Here is a 17155-nt window from a genome sequence, read left to right as displayed (position 1 = left end):
GGGATCACCGTCCGGACAGCAGTTCGTGGACGGTCGGCCCGTCCGCGCTGTGCCTGGTGCTGATCAGCTCCTTGTGGGGATCGTCCTCCAGGATGCGGTTGACCAGCGCTCCGCTGCCGGGCCGGTCGTCGGCGTACAGCCGGCGCGCCTGAGGCAGCGTCAGGCCGCTGATCTCCTCCAGGGAGGCGGCCAGTTCGAGGTCGGGGCCGGTGACGGGTTCGTCCGCCGGCGCCGCCAGCAGCGCGCGCAGGGCCGGTTCGGCGGCCGCCAGCTCCGGGTGCTCCGCGCGCAGGAAGGCGGACAGCCGCTGTCCGCGGGCGGTGAACGGGGCGTGCACCAGGCACACCAGGTGCTGAGGGGTGAGGTCGTACGCCTCCGCGGCGAACCGCTCGACCGCGTCCCGTACGGCGGCCCGTGCCGGGGTGCCCGCGTAGCGCTCCGCCATCCGGTCGATGAGCCGCTGCGGGAAGTCCTTGCGCCGCATCAGCCGCAGCGCGAAGGACACGTACTCGTCCATGCCGTCGTCGTAGGAGCGTCCGTAGACGTGCTCGCAGGTCAGGCCGCGCAGATGGGCCATGAGGGCGGGATTGGCGCAGTCGGACTCGGTGAAGCTGAAGGCGAGGTCGTCGAAGCGGAAGCCGAGGAATTCGGTCAGCAGTTCCCAGTGGCTGCCGGAGTCGTAGGGGGTGTCTTCGAAGATGGAGAAGAAGGACAGGTCGGCCGGCACGTCGGCGTGCACCCCCGGGTCTTCGGGGGTCGCCTCGCCGTGGATGGTCCGCGCGTAGGCGCGGCTCACCGTGTCCAGCGCGCCCAGGACGCGGGGGAAACCGGTGCGCCGCCGTGCCCGCGGGTCGTGGCCCACCTGGCGGCCCAGACGGTTGATCCACACGGCGTAGTCGCGCTGCTCCTCCCGCGAGTCCCCGGTGACGATGAGGTCGGCGCCCCGGCCGTGGGCGGCGGCCAGGCCGAAGGAGTTGGCCATGGAGAGGTTGCACGCGTTGCAGAAGGTGGGGCGGGCCTGGGCGGCCGTGCGGTGTCCCGTCATCAGGATGTCGGCACGGTTGCGGGCGGTCACCGCGGGGTCCGCGGGCAGGTCGTGGCGGAACGGGCGTATCCGGCCGCCGTCCAGCAGCAGCAGTTCGCAGGACGGGTCGTCGTACATGCCCAGGGCGCGGTAGGTCCGGTCGATGTTCTCCATCACCGCCCGCGGCATGCCCGCGTGGCGGTTGGTCGCGCTGCGGAGGGTGAACAGGGTTCCGTCGCGCCGGGCCGCGAAGAGCTGGACGGCGCGGACGAACGCGACGGTGTAGCTGCTGTCCTTGCCGCCGCCGTATCCCACCAGGACGGTGCTGTCCCGCACGCCGCCGTGCGGGCGCAGGGCGGCGCCGAGCCGGTCGGCGGCCAGCCGGACGGCCTGCCGGTCCTGCGGGGCGAGGTGGTCGAGCAGTTCGCGCAGGACGTCCGCGTGGCGGTCCTGCAAGGAGGAGGGGGAGGAGGTGGGCGGGGCGGGGCTGGGGTGTCGGGTCATGGCGTCCTCTTCGACGTGGGGGCGGTCACGCGGCGGGGGTGCTGTCGTCCGCTCGGGCGGTGAACACGGCGTAGCGCACCTCGCAGGTACGGCCGCCGTCCTGGTCGCCGAACCAGAGCTGTCCGGGGCCGGGGAGCATTTCGCTGATCTCCAGTGGGCCGTCCTTCGGTGCTTTGGCGGCCATGCGGGTGAGGCAGCCCGCCAGGAGCGGGCTGTCCAGGTCGCAGTACACGGGCTTGGGTTCGCCGGGGCAGCGCACGTACACGTGGCGGGGCAGTTCGAGCCGGTCGCGGAGCTGCTGGAGGCGGGCGAAGGCGTCGGCTTCCTCGTCGACACCGGCCGCGGCGATCTCGGCGGGGTCGACGCGCCACAGTTCGCGCTGGAGCACGACGTCCCCGACGCTGATCCGCGGCAGGTGCGTCCGGCCGGCGCCGCTGACCGCCTTGGTCTCGGTGGTGGTCGGGAATCCGAACGGCGCGAACGGATTGTGCCGCAGCATCGGCCAGGCCAGCGGCGGGACGGTCAGCCGCAGCCGCCGGCCGTCGGGGGCGAGCAGCCGCAGCCGTCCGTCGGCCAGTTCCACGGTCAGCTCGGCCAGCCGCAGCCGGTCGGGCCCCGGGGCGTCGGAGCGGTCGTGCGCCTCGACGTCCGGTCCCGTGGGGGCGATCCTCGGGAACGTCTTGTTCAGGTGGCACTGGGTGACGTCGGCCAGGGTCTCGTCCGGTGCGAGCAGTCGCGCGTAGAGCCCGGCCTCCTCCGACGGGAACGAAGGAAAGGCCTGCTCGACGAAGGGGGCGATGGAGCCGTGGCTGAGGTGGTCGTCCATGGCGTGCAGGTCGCCCACCACCAGGGTCAGTTCGCCGCGTTCCAGGTGCTCGCGGTCGGCGGCGGCGACCATCAGGTCGGGGTTGCACACGGCGGGTTCGTCCAGTCCGTACCGGTCGACGAGGGCCGTGACGCGTGCGCGGTCCACCTGGTGGCGGTGCGCGGTGGTGTCGGCGGGCGGCAGCAGCGCGTCCTCCAGTTCCCCGGCGATGGCGCTCACCCGTGCCTCGCAGTCCCGGTAGCGGTCGGCGAGCCGGTCGAGGTCGGTGACGAACGCGGTCAGGTAGTCGCCGGCGGGGACGCGGGCCGTCGGGCCGAAGCGGTGCCGGAACCAGTCGGCAAGGAGCTCTCGCTCCAGCCGCAGCCGCCAGCGCGGGCGCAGCAGGAACAGGTCGTACAGCAGGGAGAGTTCACCGCTCATGCGGCTGACGAGCGGCTCGCCGAGCACGAGGTCCCCGGCGACCCCGGTGCAGTGTTCGTGGAACAGGCTGTGGTCGCTGTAGAAGCCGCGCTGCGGTCGGTGCGGCGGCAGGCCGGTGATGTCGGTGAACAGCGACTTCAGGTCGCTCAGGGCCTGGGGCCGCCGGTCGGGGGGCGCGCTCTGCAGGGCGGTGACGGCCTGCGCGAGGCGCGCGCAGGCCCGCGGCGCGGGGTGCGGGCTTCCCAGGGCGGCCAGCCGGCCGCGCAGGGACTCCAGGGCGTCCTCGACTCCGTAGGCCAGGTCCGGTTCTCCGGCCACGGCGCCCAGGTCCCGCAGGGTCTCGACGTCCCCTGCGACCTCGCGGGGCGCGCGGCCGGCGTCGGCGGCGAGCCGAGCGACGGTGGTCCGCCCGTCGCACCGGTCGAACAGCTCCAGCAGGGCCGGGGTCAGGTCCTGGGGCGGCGCGGGGTGGACGGTCTCGCGCACCTCGGTGCTCATACGGCGCTGGTCGAGGCGGACGAGGTGCAGCCGGCCGCCTTCCGTGCGGGCGCCGGGGGCGCGGCGGGGCCGGTCGAGCAGCCTCACGTCCTCGTGCGCCTCGCGCAGGGCCTCGGCGACCGCCTCCACCGCCCACCGGGAGAGCACGGTGTGGCGGCGCAGCGGCGTGGGCCGCCAGTGCACGCCGGTGAGCGAGCCGTCCAGCCGGGCCGGGGCGAGCGGGCCGAAGTGGCTGGTCGTGTCGTTCTTGGCGCACACCCGCTGGAGGTAGCGCACCAGCGTGGCCGTGTTGTTGCGGTCCTGTTTGCTCCACGCGCCCCGGGGGTCGGCCCGGTGCAGCCAGCGGACCAGCCGGGCGTGGGCGGAGTCGTTGGACACCAGGAGCATGTCCTGGAGCGAGGGGGTGGTGCGGAAGAGGTCCACGACCCGCTCGGCGCCGCCGAGACAAGCGGCGGCGTACGCCTGGCGGTAGTCGTGATCGGCGTCGTCACGGCGGCGCAGGGCTTCCTCGTAGCGTCGCGCCGTACGGGCGAACGGCTCGGACAGCGGCTCGTCGCGCGGCGGGTAGGGGCGGCCCCGGCGCAGGGCTCGCAGCAGTGAGCGGTCGGCGTTGTTCGTCGCTTCCCCGCGCACGGCCTCGGCCTGCCGGGCGAAGGCGTCCAGGTCTTCCTGGGCGGCCAGCCGCAGGCGGGCCAGGCGCAGGCACTCCGGGTCGCTCAGCGCGTGGAGCCGGGCGAAGGGGTAGCCGGCCATGCGCAGGACGGCCGCGGACGCCGGCTGCCAGGGCAGGGCGGGCCGGTGGGGCGACGGGGTGGCGACGGGATCGGGGGACAGTGCGGTCATGGCGCTCCTCGGAGCCGCTGGTGGAAGGGGGAACCGGAGGTCAGCACGCCGCCTTTCGTTCCTTGGTCCGCTCGTCCGTCCACGCCACCCGCCGGGGGTCGCGCTCGGCGCGCCGGGACAGGGCTCCCACCGGGGCGGTGCTCAGCAGGAACAGCGCCCCGAGCACCAGCCAGCCGGCCTCCCGCGCTCCGCTGACCAGGGCGGTGACCAACGCGGGGCCCAGCGCCGTCGCGCCCGACTCGGTGCTGGCGGTGAGGCCCTGGTACTGGCCCTCGGCCTCCTTGACCATGAAGCCGAGGGACAGGCCCCAGCGGGAGGAGACGTAGAACAGCTCGCCGACGACGTGCGCGCCCATCCCGAGGACGATGACCAGGGTGGCCAGCAGCGGGTTGCCCGCCCAGGCCGCCGCGGCGAAGATCAGACAGCAGCAGCCGAGGGCGAGGGCGGAGACGCGGTTGGAGCGCACGGAGCGGGGGACGTCCACCGCCTGCCGGGTGACGCGCACCTGGAACAGGGCGATGGCCAGGGAGCTGACCGCGACCGCCAGGCCGGCCGTCCACAGCGGCGCCTCGGTGCCCTCCGCGATCCACAGCGGCAGACCGCTGGAGAGCAGCGGCCAGCAGAGCGACAGGAGTGCGGTGGTGCTCATCAGCCCCACGTACGGCAGGTCGCGCAGGACCGCCGTGCTCTTGTGCTGCCGTTCGGCCGGGGTCGCCGGGACGTGCGGCAGGGCCAGGGTCAGCACCGCGGTGACGGCGAAGGTGACGGCGTTGACCAGGATGGACGCCACGAAGACGGAGCGTCCGCCGTTGGCCAGGACCAGCATGGCGGCGCCGGCGCCCGCGGCGTAGGCGATGTGCTGCACGACCCTGCCCTGTGCCAGGACGCGGAGGCTGTTCTCCTTGTCCATGAGCTGGTAGACGAGGCTGACCCGGACGCCGACGCCCGAACTCTGCACGGCGGAGTAGCAGCAGGAGACGATGAGCAGCGACCAGAAGTCGTCCACGAAGATGTAGGCGGCGGAGGCCGCGCCGCGCAGCAGGACGATCAGGAAGAGGACTTCGCGCGGCCCGCGGCGGTCGGCCGCGGTGCCGACGGGTATCGCCGCGAGGAAGCCCGCCACTCCCCCGATGCCGATGGCCAGGCCCATGCTCTCGGCGGGGATGTGCTGGATGCGGGTGAAGTAGATGGCCCAGATGCTGAACCACAGGCCGTCGCCGAAGCCGTTGACCGCCTGACCGCCGAGTAAGAGGGGTACGGTGGCGCGCTTGTTCATCCGGGCGCGTTCCTTCTTCGTACCATCGGGGCCGGCGGTCATGCGGCCACGGCGACGTTCTGCGCGGCCCCGTGCCGTTCCACGCTGATCACGCCGTCCTGGCCGTCGGCGAAGTAGCGCGCCAGGCAGCCCGCCGGCGCGCCTCCGATGACGACCGGTCCCAGCACGGGCGCCACCTGCGTGGTGTACACCTCGCCGTCCGCGCCCTGCGTGGTCATCGGCCGGCGCACGGATTCCACCCGTTGCTGCGCGACGCAGTCCTGGCGCTCGACGGCCCGGCGCACCTCGGCGCGCCAGGTCGCCCGGTCGGTGTCCCGGCCCATGGTGACCTGCTCGCCCTTCATGCCGGTGGCGCCCTTGAGGAGGAACTCCTCCTGCCGCTCCAGCAGCAGGTCCTCCAGCGGCCACCGGCGGCCCCGGTACACGACTTCGCGGTCGCCGGTCACGCGGGTCCACGGCACGTAGCGGTTCACCAGCCGCTGTTCCCCGGGGGTCATAGAGGGGTGTCCCTCGGACGCGATGCCGAGGAGCTTCTTGTTGAAGAGCAGCGAGGAGGTCTCCGAGGAGACCAACTGGCAGCCGGCCTCGATGACTTCGCCCACCGGCGTCCAGTCCACGCCCAGCTCGGTCCACTCCTGGACGGTGAAGTGGCGCAGTCCCACCGGGTAGCGCAGTTCTCCGGTGGGGCTCAGCACGCCCTTCACCAGGTCCTCGGGTTCGAAGAAGGCGGCGTCGAATCCGCGCGAGCGCAGGTAGTCCACCTCGACGTCGAAGTAGCGGGTGCTGCTGACGCCGCGCACGAGGTCGGCGACGCTTCCCTGGAGGACGACCGCGCGGGCGGTGTTCTCGCGGGCGCACATCGCCTCGAACATGTCGGCGCGGGCCTGGAAGGGACGGTGGGCGAAGAGCGACCGGTCGGCGTAGACGTCGTCGATCCAGGCGTCCGCGAGGAGCTGCGTCTGCACCACCGCGCCGACGCCGCCCCCGGCGTTGTACTCGATGAGCTGGATCCCGTCGGGGGTGACGAAGGCGTCCGGCCGGGCGATGGCGGCGGCGTAGCGCCACTCCCAGGCCTCGTCGGAGGTGAACAGGGGGCATTCGGCGGGATCGACGCCCAGCGCGGCGAGCCGTTCGGCGCGGTCCCCGCCGAGCCCGTGGGCCACCTTCACCAGCACCTGGAGCACCTGGGCGGCGGCGGTGTGCAGCTCCTCGTAGACGGGGCGGGGCAGCAGCACCGGGTGGAGGGGGACCGCCCCGGGTGGGAAGGGCACGTCGCGCATGCCGTACAGCAGGCGTTCGCGCACCTGCTGGGCGGACGGGGCCGCCAGTCCGGTTCCGGGGAGCTCGCAGGACGTCGCTGACATGGTTCTCCTTGTTCTCGCGCGCGGGGTGATCAGGCGGTGGCGTCCTGGGGCGGTCGCCGTCCCCAGGCCTGGAAGAGCAGGGGGTGGACGACGACGGTGTCCGGTTCGAGGACGTGGGCGCGCACCCGGCCGATGCAGTCGTCCAGCTCGCCGGCGGTGATCAGGCCCCGGTCGACCAGGGCGTCCCGGCACAGTTCGGCCCGGTCGGCCAGGAGGGTCTGGTAGGGGTGGTCCGGCTGGAAGGCCCGGGCGAAGACGTCGACGCGCACGTCGAGGAGGCCGGCGTCGCGCAGCAGGCGGGGCAGCCTGCGGCCGAGCCGTACGTCCATGCCGTTGCGCCGCCACAGCTCCGCGACGACGCCGACCAGCCGGTCCCAGGCGGGGTGGGGCGGGTCGCAGACCCGGGTGACCCAGTCCACGTCCTGCACGGCGAGCGTGCCGCCGGGCCGGGTCAGGGCGGTCATCTCGGCGAGCACGGCGTCGCTGTGGGGGACGTTCATCAGCACCAGGCGGGTGTGGACGAAGTCGAAGCTGCCGGGCTCCTCGCCGCTCACGGCCGCGTCCCCGTGGACCAGGCGGACGTTGTCCAGGCCCCGGGCGGCGACCTCCTCCCGGGCCCTCTCCACCATCGAGGCCTGGACGTCCAGTCCGACGACCTCGCCCCCGGGGCCGACCCGGTCGGCGAGCAGGTCCATGATGCCCAGCGGTCCGCAGCCGACGTCGAGGGCGCGCTCGCCCGGCCCGGGGCCGCACCGCTCGAGGAGCCGTTCGGCCTCCGGGCGGAACAGCTCGCCCTGGAAGAGCATCCGGTCCAGTTCGGAGGCGGCGGCGCCCATCAGGTACTGGTCGGCCACGGTCATGGGGCAACTCCTTGGAGTGAAGGCGTCGTGCGGGGGTCGCTCGGCGGGGACGGGGGCAGGGCGCGCAGCCGGGTCCGCAGCCGGAGCACCGCCTCGCGCAGCGGCGCCAGCCGGTCCGGGGCCCACTCCTCGGGTACGTCCGGCCAGTGCGGGCGCAGCGCGGACAGCGCGGTCGGGGTGAGCCGGACGGCGCCGCCGGCCCCGGCGGCCGCCCCGTCGAGCCGACCGGCTTCGGTGTTCCACCGCACCGCTTCGTCGCGGGACAGGCCGGGCGGCAGCCGCAGGGCGACGCGCCGGTGCGTGACGGTCACGGGGTAGCCGCCGGGCAGTCCGGCGGGGCCGGGCAGGTGCCCGGTGTGGTCGGGACCCGCGCCCGCGAGGGCGACGAGGGGGGCGGCGGCGGCCAGCGCCCCCACCTCGTTGAGGTGGCTCCGGGTACGCCGGCGGACCGCGGTCAGTTCGCCGGTCAGGTCGGCGGGGGTCCCGTCCAGCCAGGCCCGCGCGTCGAGGCCGGGCGCGTCGGGGGTGTGCAGGTGGGCGTGGTGGGCCAGCAGGTGCAGACGCCGGGGGTCGGTGACGCCGGTCCGGGCGGCCAGCGCGGCGGCCAGGGTGGCGACGTTGCCCAGCCCGCAGACCACCGGTGCGCCGAGGGCGGTGAGGAGCGGGTTGACGGCGTCGGGGAAGCAGGCGTTGACGAGCAGGGCGTCCGGCGCGGCCCGTTCGGCCGCCCGGGCGTAGCGCAGGACGTGTCCGGTCTGCAGGGGCAGCGTCAGGGCGAACCCGGTCCGGGACACCAGGTCCGTCCAGGCCGAGGGGGCGGTGCGGCTCTCCGCGGGGCTGTGTTCGGAGGTGCAGACCACCAGGACGTCGGGGCGGACGGAGGCCAGCAGGCGCTCCGGCCCGTCCGGATCGCCGGGGTCGGCCCCGTGTCCCCGGCAGGTGGGGGGAGCGCCGCTCAGCGCCGCGTGGTCGCGGGCCAGCTCGGCCAGTTCGCCCGCCCGGCCCGCGTCGGAGCCGAGGACGAACAGGTCGAGGGGTTCCCGGTGCCGGGCCAGGGCGCGCAGCAGGGTTCCGGCGAAGGCGCCGGTCCCGGCGATCGCGATGCGCGGCGGGCTCATCGGCCGCCTCCGAGGAAGGCGTCGAGGTCGAGGAGGCGCGGCTCGGGCAGCCCGGGGCAGCGGGCGCTGAGGTCCAGCCGCGGCGGACGCAGGGCGTCGGTGAAGTAGGTGGGCGTCATGCGCGGGCCGTCCGGTCCCGTGGTCCAGCTCAGCAGCGGGTTGGCCACCAGCAGGTCGCGGACCCGGGGGGTGTCGTTGCGTACGTACAGGCGTATCCGCTTGCGGGAGAAGTGGTTGGGCGGCAGCTGGACGCGGGGGGCGAACTTGCGCTTCCACTGGAAGATGCCCTTGCTGAGGAACGCCTCGGTGCCGAAGAAGTCCACGTGCGGTACGTGCCGTTCGCAGGCCCACCGCAGCAGCAGGTGGTACACCGCTTTGAACGCGCCGTCCGCGTAGTGCTGTTCGTCGCCGTCCAGGACGCCGAGGAGCCGGGTGGTGAGCGTGCGGCGGTCCGGCGACCAGTGGCACAGCACACCGGCCACCCGCCGTCCGCCGCAGGTCACGAACAGCAGCGTGCCCCGCGGCAGGATGGCGTGCCGCGCCACGGACAGGCTCTCGGTGCGGCTGCGGTCGCCGTGGCGGCGCCGCATGGTCGGCCGGTGCATGCGCCGGTAGAAGAAGTCGAGGGCCGCCGGGGAGGGGTCCTCCTGGAGTTCCCAGCCGTGCCGGCGCTGGTTGCGGTTGAACTCCCACCGCTCGCGCCGGGAGATCTGCCGTTGGAGCTCCTCCTGGGACGGGGGGACGTCGACCACCAGGTGCACCCGGAAGGGCGCGGTGAGCGCGGTGGTGTCGGGCAGCCGGTCCATCCGCGCGGCGTCGGCCCCCACGACCACGAGGTCGGCCGGCGGCCACCGGCCCTCGGCGAGGTGCCGCCAGCCGACGCGGGCCGTCTGACGTCGCGTCACGGGCGCTCCCAGCCGGGCGCGTTGGTGTTCGAGGAGTTGCAGGATGTTGGCCTCCCCCTGGGGGAGGCCGACGTAGGCGATGACGGGTTCGCCGGGCGGGCCGTACGAGACGGTGGCCCGGACGCTGCGGGGCGCGGTGTCGGCCAGCCGGCGGGCCGCCCGCCAGCCGGCGTCCGGGCTGTTGTTCCAGGCGTACGCCGCCCGGGAGCGCAGCGGTGAGGTGCGGCGGGCGGGGCCGTCGGGCGGGGCCGGGGCGGCCGGGACGACGGTCCGGGCGGGTGGGAAGAGAGCAGGCAAGGGGGTCCCCTGACGGAAGAAGACGGACTCCGGCGCGGGCTGCCGGAGGTCAGGCGGCCGCCGCCCGCACCAGTGCGCGCAGGTCGTCGAGGGAGTCGACGGGCCGGAGGTGTTCGTCGCGCACGGGCCGGAAGTCGCCGCTGTGGTAGGAGCCCGAGGCGTGCACCAGGACCTCGGGGTCGGTGAGCAGCCCCCGGTCGATGGCGTTGAGCACGCCGGTGAGCGCCATGACGAGCGACCACTCCCGCAGTCGGCGCGGGTCGCTCGGCAGGACGACGCCGTGCGGGGCGAGCAGTTCGCGGATCGCGGGATAGCGCTCGGTGCACTCGACGAGCGACACGACGATGCCGCCGCCGCCCTGCCGGCGGATGATCTCGTTCATCCGCGGGGAAGTGGCCGGGGTGTGGGTGTAGAAGGTGGGGTCGAGCTGTTCGTCGGCCGCGTGGGCGGCGAACGGGAAGCGGGGGTCCTCGTCCTGGACGAGGAGACCGTCGCGGGCCTCCCACTCGGGCCGGTGGTCGAAGCTGCCGTGGTGGAGGCTGGCCACCATGTCGGGCGTGCCGAGGTGCTGGACCAGGAAGTAGCCGGCGCCTTCGGCGGGCCACTGGCGGCCGGTGTGCCACTGCTGGCCGTGGAAGTGGCCGAGCAGCCCGAAGGCGCTGGACACCGCGTGGGCGTGGACGCGCGGTCCCCGCGGGAGGTTGTCGCGCTCGAAGAGGGCGCGTACGGCGTCGGCGACCATGTAGTTGCCCAGGTCCATGGTGTGCCACAGCCGGACCCCGTGGGCGGCGAAGACGGCGTCGGCCTCCGCGTCCACCACGGCCCGCGCGAGCTCCTTGACCTGCGCGGAGCCTCCGCCGTGCGAGACGGCCACCGGATGGGCGCGGCGCCGTGCCGCGTCCCGCGTGAGCGGTGAGTCCCACAGCTTGGCGGCGGAGACGGACGGCAGCACGCAGACGATGCGCAGCTCCCGCTCGGTCGCCAGGCCCGTCTCGTGGGCGCGCAGCACGGCGTCGCGCAGTGCCGTGGCCTTGTTCGCGCTGGACGGCGTGACGATCACGATCGGTTCGCCGGTGCGGCGGATGTGGGCGACGGCCCGGGCCACGATCACCAGGGAGGCGAACGTCTTGGTGGTGCGGGTCCGCGGGTTGTGCATCAGGTTGAGCAGACCCAGGCGGGTGCCGGCCCGCTCCCCGAGGTGGTGCGCGCTCATGGTGGAGGGCGCGAAGAACTTCTCCAGCGACGGGCTCGGCTCGGGCAGTTCCCAGCGGGGCGAGAATCCCGCGGGGGCCTCGGCCGCTTCCCCGGCCGCGGCCAGGATCTGCCGCAGCTCCCGGTCGTAGTGGGTCAGGGCGGCGGGGCACACGACGCTCTCCGGGGAGGCGGCGGGGCGGTCGGAGGCGGCGGGCGCGGCGGGGGGCGCCGTGTCGCGGGTGACCGGTCCGGGTGTCGTGGTCGTCATCGGGCGGCCCCCTGGAGCACGTCGCCGCGGGTGAGTTCCGCGACGGGGGTCTCGGCGGGGTCGTGGCCGACGGTCACGGGCCGGTTGCTCCGGTCCACGAAGACGACGTGGGGCTTGTTGTCCCTGGCCTCCTGCTCGGCCACCGTGCGGTATCCGATGATGATGACCAGGTCGCCCGGGGAGATCAGCCGGGCGGCCGCGCCGTTGATCCCGATGACCCCGCTGTCGGCCTCGCCCTCGATGACGTAGGTGGTGAGCCGGTTGCCGTTGTCGATGTCGACGATGTCGACCTGCTCGCCGGGCAGCAGGTCGGCCGCCTCCATCAGCGTGCGGTCGATGGTCACCGAGCCGACGTAGTGCAGGTCCGCCTGGGTGACCGTGGCGCGGTGGATCTTGCTGTGCAGCATGGTCCGGTACATGGGTGCCCTTCCGGGGTGTCAGCCGGCTATCTGGATGCGGCGCAGGTGGCGGTTGCGGTCGCTGAAGGCGTTGCGCGCGTGCAGGAGCCGCCAGTTGTCCCACACCAACATGTCCCGTTCGCGGTAGTCCACGGCGACGTGGTCGCGCTCGAAGCTCTTGTGCCAGCGGTCCTGCAGCTCCGCGACCGGGTCGTCGTCGTCCCGGACGAGGTTGTTGCAGCTGAACCGGACGATCAGCCCCTCGGGGTGCTCCTCCAGAACGGGGTGGCGGGTGTGCAGGTCGAGGCCGAGCCGCTGCACGCCCTCGGTGGTCTTCCACTCGTAGTCCGTGTCCAGCAGCCGCTGCCTCTCCTGCTGCGACAGCGATTCCACCAGGGGGCGCGTGTCCATGAGGGTGGTCTCGCCGCCGGGTCCCTCGGCCGGGGAGACGCACCACAGGGCGATGTAGCGGGGCGGGGTGACGGCGAAGTCGTACCCCTCGGAGTGCGGTGTGAGGGGACGGGTGTTGCCCGCGTGGTAGACGTCGTCCATGCCCGGCTCGGGGCGTACGTCGCCCACCACGGCGCCCGTGTAGTTGGGCACGAAGTCGCCCAGGCTCCGGCACAGGCGCACCGGGTCGAACTCCTCGGTCACGTTGCACAGCAGCACGTAACCGTGTTCCTCCATGAGCTGGTGGAAGGTTCTCATCAGCAGCTCCTCCTGGAGCGGCTGCCGGTTGAAGTCGAGCTGGGACAGGATGCTGACGGGGGAATGAGCCACGTACTCCTCCGTGGACGTGCGAGTGCTGGTCACTCGGCGGACGGATGTCTGCCGCGGCGGCTGCCGTGCCGCGGGTGGATGTCGTACGGCGCCGTGTCCCGCACGGCGCTTGCCGCGAAGGCACATCGCGGCGACCGGTTCGTCGGGTCCGACAGAGCGCGCGACGCGTCTGCCGCATCCGGGGCGGGGGCGCCCGGCCGGTCCTCGGCGCGAGCGTCGTTCACTCCCGGGCGGCGGGGTGGAGGCTGTGCGTCCCTCCCGCCGACCGGATCGGAACACTGCCACAAGCCTCTTCCGGACGGTCCCCCTGTGGCCTGTAACTGCTTTCGCTAACGGGCCAGTTCACGCCGAATATGCCAGCGGGAACCCCTCTCCCCCGGGTCGCCGGAACCCCTGGTCAGCCCTGCCCGCGATCCGTGCCGGGCGCACGGGACGCGCCACCTAGGTCGGCTGAAACCCTCCCCGTCCCCTCCGGGGGCACCAGGATCTCCGGCACCGCCCTCCGCCCCGAACATCCCTATGCCGCATACGTCCCTCACAAGCGGAATGCTCCGTACAGCGGGGAACCGGTCGCACGGGGGCGCCGCCGGATGCGGGGCTGTGGCCTGAATCGGGAAGGTTTCGCGCGCCCGGAAGTGCCGGGCAGGGCTTTGGACGAGCGTGTGGAGGGGGTGGGGGCGTGCTGGGGGTGCCGAGGGGATGTTGAGGGGCGCTGAGGGGCGCTTTGAAGGGCGGTCGATCCCGCAGCAGCGGAGCCGGGCGACGGTCCGTTCGGCAACCCGCCGATGGGCGCCGAGGCGGAGCCGTGGGAGCGCCGTGCCGGGTGATCGTCGGTTCGACGCCCCGGGCCCGCCGTCCCCGTGACTACGGGCGCGCCTCCGCGTCCTTCGGCTCCTCCTCCGCCGCCTCCGTCCCGCCGCTCGGGAAGCGCCACGTACCCGGGACCGAAGAGGAAGAAGACGAAACTCAGGGCGAGCAGCCCGGACAGCGCGGGCATGCGCCGGATCACCGCGAAGCCGTCCGTGCGGGAAGCCTGGTCCTCGTCCGGCTCGGGGACGCCGTCCTGGGGGACGCCGAGGAGGAAGGTGACCGCGAGGACGAGGAAGGTCGTCGCGTCCACGGCCGGCACTGTCGCCGGTCCCCCGAAGACGATGAGGAGTGTGGCCGGCGGCGGCCCCACCACCGTGGCCATCGATCCCACGCCGGACAGCACGGCGTTCCCCGCCCGACCACCTGTCGGCTCTCCTGGGCGAGACCGGCGGGACGTGGACCCGATACGCCGCAGGCGATCGCCTATGGTCACCATCCGGCTGGACGGCGCGGCGAACCGGCGGTGGCCGAATCGGCGGGCCGACCCGTACCAAGACCGTGGAAGCGGCCCTGCTTCCCATCCTCCGGAGCCTCTGGGGGATCCTTGCCCCCGTGCTTACAGTGCAGATGAACGATGCGGCGGCGGCCCTCCTCGGCGCATGGAACAGGACTCGCACCGGCACAGCCACCGCAGGGACTGACAGCCGGCCTCCGCGACCTCACGGCCAACGGCATCGCTCTCCACGGAGACGCCGTGGTACTGACCGATACCGCCCGTCGCCTGCGCGACACCGGCCCCGGAGCCTTCATCGACCTCACCGCGTGGGAGTGCAGCGTGAACAGCTTCCACCTGGAGGATTTCGTGCCCGTGACAGTCGAGATCCTGGATGATGGCGAGCCCGTCATCGCCGAGGCCGATCAAAGGCTGTTGCTGGCCCAGGTGCTCGCGCCGGCCTTGCACGTCTGCCGTCTCGGCCGTTCGGTCGAACCTCCACTCCGGATCCGATGCACCGTCAGTACGGGTACCACCCAGGGGACCTTCCGCTTTCATCGCATCCGCGCCGGCCGGCCGGCGAGAGCACCATCCGGACCTGGACGGATACACACTGGAGAAGGTGATCGTCGTCGACACGGGCCCGCCGGTCTCCTGATCCGACAGAAGCTCCCCGTCCTTCAGCCGCATCCGTCCAGCACCACGAACAGTCACCGTCAAGCTTCGTAGGGCCGCCCGTTCACGGCAGTCGGATACGCGAGCCCACCCGTATCGACCCCCGGTCGCTGCCGCTCCCGTGGGCGGAGAGAAGGTCAGGTCATGGTGTCCAGGATCTCCTCGACCACCTCCGGAGCGGTGTCGGGGTGCAGCAAGGCGAATCGGGCGACGGTCTCGCCCTGCCAGCCGGTCGGGGCGATGAACGCGGTCCGGTCGGCGAGGAGGCGGGCCGACCATTCCGCGTAGTCCTCGGCGGTCCAGCCGACGCGGCGGAAGAGCACGGCGGAGAGCTCGGGTTCGCGGACGAGTTCGAGGCACGGGGTGTTCCGGATGAGTGCGGCGGTGTCGCGCGCCAGGGCGAGGGCCTTCTCCACGGCCTCTGTGCAGGCGCGCGTGCCGTGGACGGCGAGGGAGAACTACAGGGGGAGGCGCGGCCCGCCCGGGTCGGTGCTCGGCCGCCGGACGCGGAAGTGCGGCAGCCCGCCGGAACCGAGCGGTGCGGTCTCCCCCGGCAACGGCCTCAGCCGGTGCGCGTCTCCTCGACCGTGCAGGTGGCGGTGCCCGCGGGGCACCAGTGGGTGAACCGCGGCTCGCGCGGCGACCGCCCACCGGAGTCCGACAAGGACGACCACAAGCAGCGGCGTGCGGTCGGGTGCGGGATCGACCGCCGCGAGCGCCACCGGGCTGTCACTACTCACTACTCGTTACGACGGACTCGCGGCCCGCCACGAGGCGACCGTGCTGGTCGCAGCCGTCCACGCGTGGCTGTGACCAGCACGGTGGCCACACTCCTCAGTGGACGCAGAACTCGTTGCCGGCCGGGTCCTGCAGCACGGTCCAGGTGAGACCCGGAATGCTGTGCTCGCCGACGACGCTCGCCCCCAGAGCGACCAATCGCTCCACCTCGCCCGCCGGGGCCGTGCCGGGTGCGGCGGCGAAGTCGACGTGTACGCGGTTCTTGCCCCGCCGCTCTTCGGCCACGCGCTGGAAACCCAGCGCCAGAGGCTGCGCACTGACGATGACGAAGTCGCCGTGGTCCTGGGCGATCTCGCCTCCCAACGCGGTGGCCCACCACTGGGCCAGCTCCCGTGGTTCCGCACAATCCACCGTGACCATCACTGCTGTCAGATTCATGATCGTCACCCTAACCGCGCCCACTGACAATCATCGGCGCCGGCCGTTCGCAGACCGGCGGCCACCGACCGTCGACACGCTTTCGACGCACTCGGGCGGCTGTGAGCAGCGTCCTGCGGCACCTGACGGCCCCCCGCAGACGCGCGGAAACACTGCCGGGCCGTTCAAAGCCCCCAAGGACTGGCCCGGCCCTTCACGATCTCCGCCCGGCCCTGACGGCACACCTGCCGGCCGCGTCAGGTCAGGACCATCCACCGTCGGCCGTCGAGGAGTTCTCGCGCCGCGTCGAGGTGGCCGGCATGGCAGGCGGTCTCGGTGATGACGTGCAGCAAGACGTCCCGAAGGGTGTGCAGGTGCGGCTCGCCGAAGAGGTGGTGCGGCCACCAGGCCGGTGGAGCGTCCGCAGCGGTGGCGCTGATGACGGCGTCCGCGAGGCCGGCCTCCGTGCGGTACCGGTCGAGGACCTCGGCAGCACGGGCCGGCGCAGGGCATCCGGGTCGAGGCCGTCGAGTACGCCGAGAACGTGGCGGCGCTGTCCGTGCAGGAACGACAGGAGGGTCCGGACCTCGGGGCCCGGCGACGCGGTCACTCGGCGATTTCCCAGATGTGGCCGCCGGGATCACGGAAGCTGGCGGTCCGTATGCCCCAGGGCCGGTCCACGGGGCCGTTGAGCAGGGTGACACCGCGGGCGGCCAGCTCCTTGCACATCGCGTCCACATCGTCCACCGGCAGGGTGAGTTGGAGGCGGGATCCGGCGTCGGCCGGGGCAACGCGAGCGGGTGCGACGAGCTCGGGTGCCGCGGTGGTCTTCAGCAGGTTGATGACGGTGTTGCCGAATTCGAAGACGGCCGAGTTGTCGTTCTCGAAGGCCACCGGCAGTCTGAAGACCTCCCGGTAGAACCGCTTTGTGGCGTCCAGGTCCTCGACGAAGAGGGTGATCGCGCTGATGCCTGTGGGCCATGAGGAGGTGCCGACTGTGTCTGTCACAACTACAGAGGATCTACGAGCGGGTGAGCCACGTACAGGGGTCGGATCGAGCGCTCCCCTCGCGACGGCAACGGCGCTGCCCGGCGAGTGCGAGGTTGCGCAGACGAGCGGTGCCGAGTACGGCCTCGTGAACGCCATCGCCCTCCAGTCCGCGGTCACGCAGGATCCTCCGCGTCTCCATACGGGCGAAGACGTGCTCGACGCGGGCTCCGACCTGCTTGGGGCCTCGGCATGGCGGCCGTCAGTGGGAGCACGGCCCGGCCGCCTCTAGTTTTCCCCAGGTCAGCGCACTCGTCCGCGCGGCTTCAGCGGAGTGGTGGGCAGGGCCGGGGCGGGCAGGCGGACGCCGTCGTAGCCGTGCACCTCGCCGAATCGCAGGCCCTTCTCCCAGTCGTTCCGCGCCTGCACGATCTCGTCACCGGACCGGGCGACGAAGTTC

Annotated in this window: 15 protein-coding genes and 2 pseudogenes; all 17 read right to left on the bottom strand. The window is 73.1% G+C overall.

Translation table 11 applies throughout. The features are described from left to right. Positions 1-4: 4 nt before the first annotated feature. On the bottom strand, positions 5-1528 hold the full coding sequence (locus tag ACIP5O_RS20660) for a PqqD family protein (RefSeq protein ID WP_401295281.1): 1524 nt from the start codon (positions 1526-1528) through the stop codon (positions 5-7). 25 nt (positions 1529-1553) lie between these two features. Next, complete coding sequence (locus ACIP5O_RS20655) at positions 1554-4115, bottom strand: lantibiotic dehydratase (RefSeq protein WP_401295279.1); 2562 nt, start codon at positions 4113-4115, stop codon at positions 1554-1556. Positions 4116-4155: 40 nt separating this feature from the next. Continuing rightward, positions 4156-5391 carry an MFS transporter gene (locus ACIP5O_RS20650; RefSeq protein ID WP_401295277.1) on the bottom strand — a complete coding sequence of 412 codons (1236 nt, stop codon included), beginning with the start codon at positions 5389-5391 and terminating at the stop codon, positions 4156-4158. Between the two features lie 38 nt (positions 5392-5429). Further along, the gene (locus ACIP5O_RS20645; RefSeq protein WP_401295275.1) at positions 5430-6755 is read right to left on the bottom strand and encodes a hypothetical protein; all 1326 of its coding nucleotides are present in this window, start codon (positions 6753-6755) and stop codon (positions 5430-5432) included. A gap of 29 nt (positions 6756-6784) precedes the next feature. Further along, positions 6785-7615 (bottom strand): methyltransferase domain-containing protein, encoded by an 831-nt coding sequence (locus tag ACIP5O_RS20640; protein ID WP_356545675.1) that lies wholly within the window; start codon positions 7613-7615, stop codon positions 6785-6787. Then, on the bottom strand, positions 7612-8733 hold the full coding sequence (locus ACIP5O_RS20635) for a hypothetical protein (RefSeq protein ID WP_401295273.1): 1122 nt from the start codon (positions 8731-8733) through the stop codon (positions 7612-7614). The genes ACIP5O_RS20640 and ACIP5O_RS20635 overlap by 4 nt, the downstream gene beginning before the upstream one ends. Then, positions 8730-9935 (bottom strand): GNAT family N-acetyltransferase, encoded by a 1206-nt coding sequence (locus ACIP5O_RS20630; protein ID WP_401295271.1) that lies wholly within the window; start codon positions 9933-9935, stop codon positions 8730-8732. The genes ACIP5O_RS20635 and ACIP5O_RS20630 overlap by 4 nt, the downstream gene beginning before the upstream one ends. A gap of 49 nt (positions 9936-9984) precedes the next feature. After that, positions 9985-11397, bottom strand: coding sequence for a DUF6002 family protein (locus tag ACIP5O_RS20625; protein ID WP_401295269.1), 1413 nt, complete (start codon positions 11395-11397; stop codon positions 9985-9987). Then, positions 11394-11816 (bottom strand): aspartate 1-decarboxylase, encoded by a 423-nt coding sequence (gene panD / locus ACIP5O_RS20620; RefSeq protein ID WP_401295267.1) that lies wholly within the window; start codon positions 11814-11816, stop codon positions 11394-11396. The genes ACIP5O_RS20625 and panD overlap by 4 nt, the downstream gene beginning before the upstream one ends. A gap of 18 nt (positions 11817-11834) precedes the next feature. After that, positions 11835-12575 (bottom strand): TauD/TfdA dioxygenase family protein, encoded by a 741-nt coding sequence (locus ACIP5O_RS20615; RefSeq protein ID WP_401295265.1) that lies wholly within the window; start codon positions 12573-12575, stop codon positions 11835-11837. A 1426-nt stretch (positions 12576-14001) separates the two neighbouring features. Next, the gene (locus ACIP5O_RS20610) at positions 14002-14568 is read right to left on the bottom strand and encodes a hypothetical protein (protein ID WP_401295263.1); all 567 of its coding nucleotides are present in this window, start codon (positions 14566-14568) and stop codon (positions 14002-14004) included. Positions 14569-14690: 122 nt separating this feature from the next. Next, positions 14691-14969, bottom strand: a complete 279-nt coding sequence (locus tag ACIP5O_RS20605) for a hypothetical protein (RefSeq protein ID WP_401295261.1) — start codon at positions 14967-14969, stop codon at positions 14691-14693. Positions 14970-15387: 418 nt separating this feature from the next. Then, on the bottom strand, positions 15388-15729 hold the full coding sequence (locus ACIP5O_RS20600; RefSeq protein WP_401295259.1) for a VOC family protein: 342 nt from the start codon (positions 15727-15729) through the stop codon (positions 15388-15390). Positions 15730-15965: 236 nt separating this feature from the next. Then, positions 15966-16352 (bottom strand): DUF664 domain-containing protein, encoded by a 387-nt coding sequence (locus ACIP5O_RS20595; protein WP_401295257.1) that lies wholly within the window; start codon positions 16350-16352, stop codon positions 15966-15968. Further along, entirely contained in the window at positions 16315-16716 is a 402-nt protein-coding gene (locus ACIP5O_RS20590) for a VOC family protein (RefSeq protein WP_401295255.1), read from the bottom strand. The genes ACIP5O_RS20595 and ACIP5O_RS20590 overlap by 38 nt, the downstream gene beginning before the upstream one ends. 13 nt (positions 16717-16729) lie before the next feature. Continuing rightward, positions 16730-16936: pseudogene (locus ACIP5O_RS20585) on the bottom strand (hypothetical protein); the annotation flags it as partial. Positions 16937-16998: 62 nt separating this feature from the next. Continuing rightward, a pseudogene (locus ACIP5O_RS20580) lies at positions 16999-17155 on the bottom strand (pirin family protein); the annotation flags it as partial.

Origin of the sequence: Streptomyces sp. NPDC088915 (assembly GCF_044749825.1) — a bacterium.
Lineage (GTDB): Bacteria > Actinomycetota > Actinomycetes > Streptomycetales > Streptomycetaceae > Streptomyces.
This window is presented reverse-complemented; position numbering and strand designations above follow the sequence as displayed.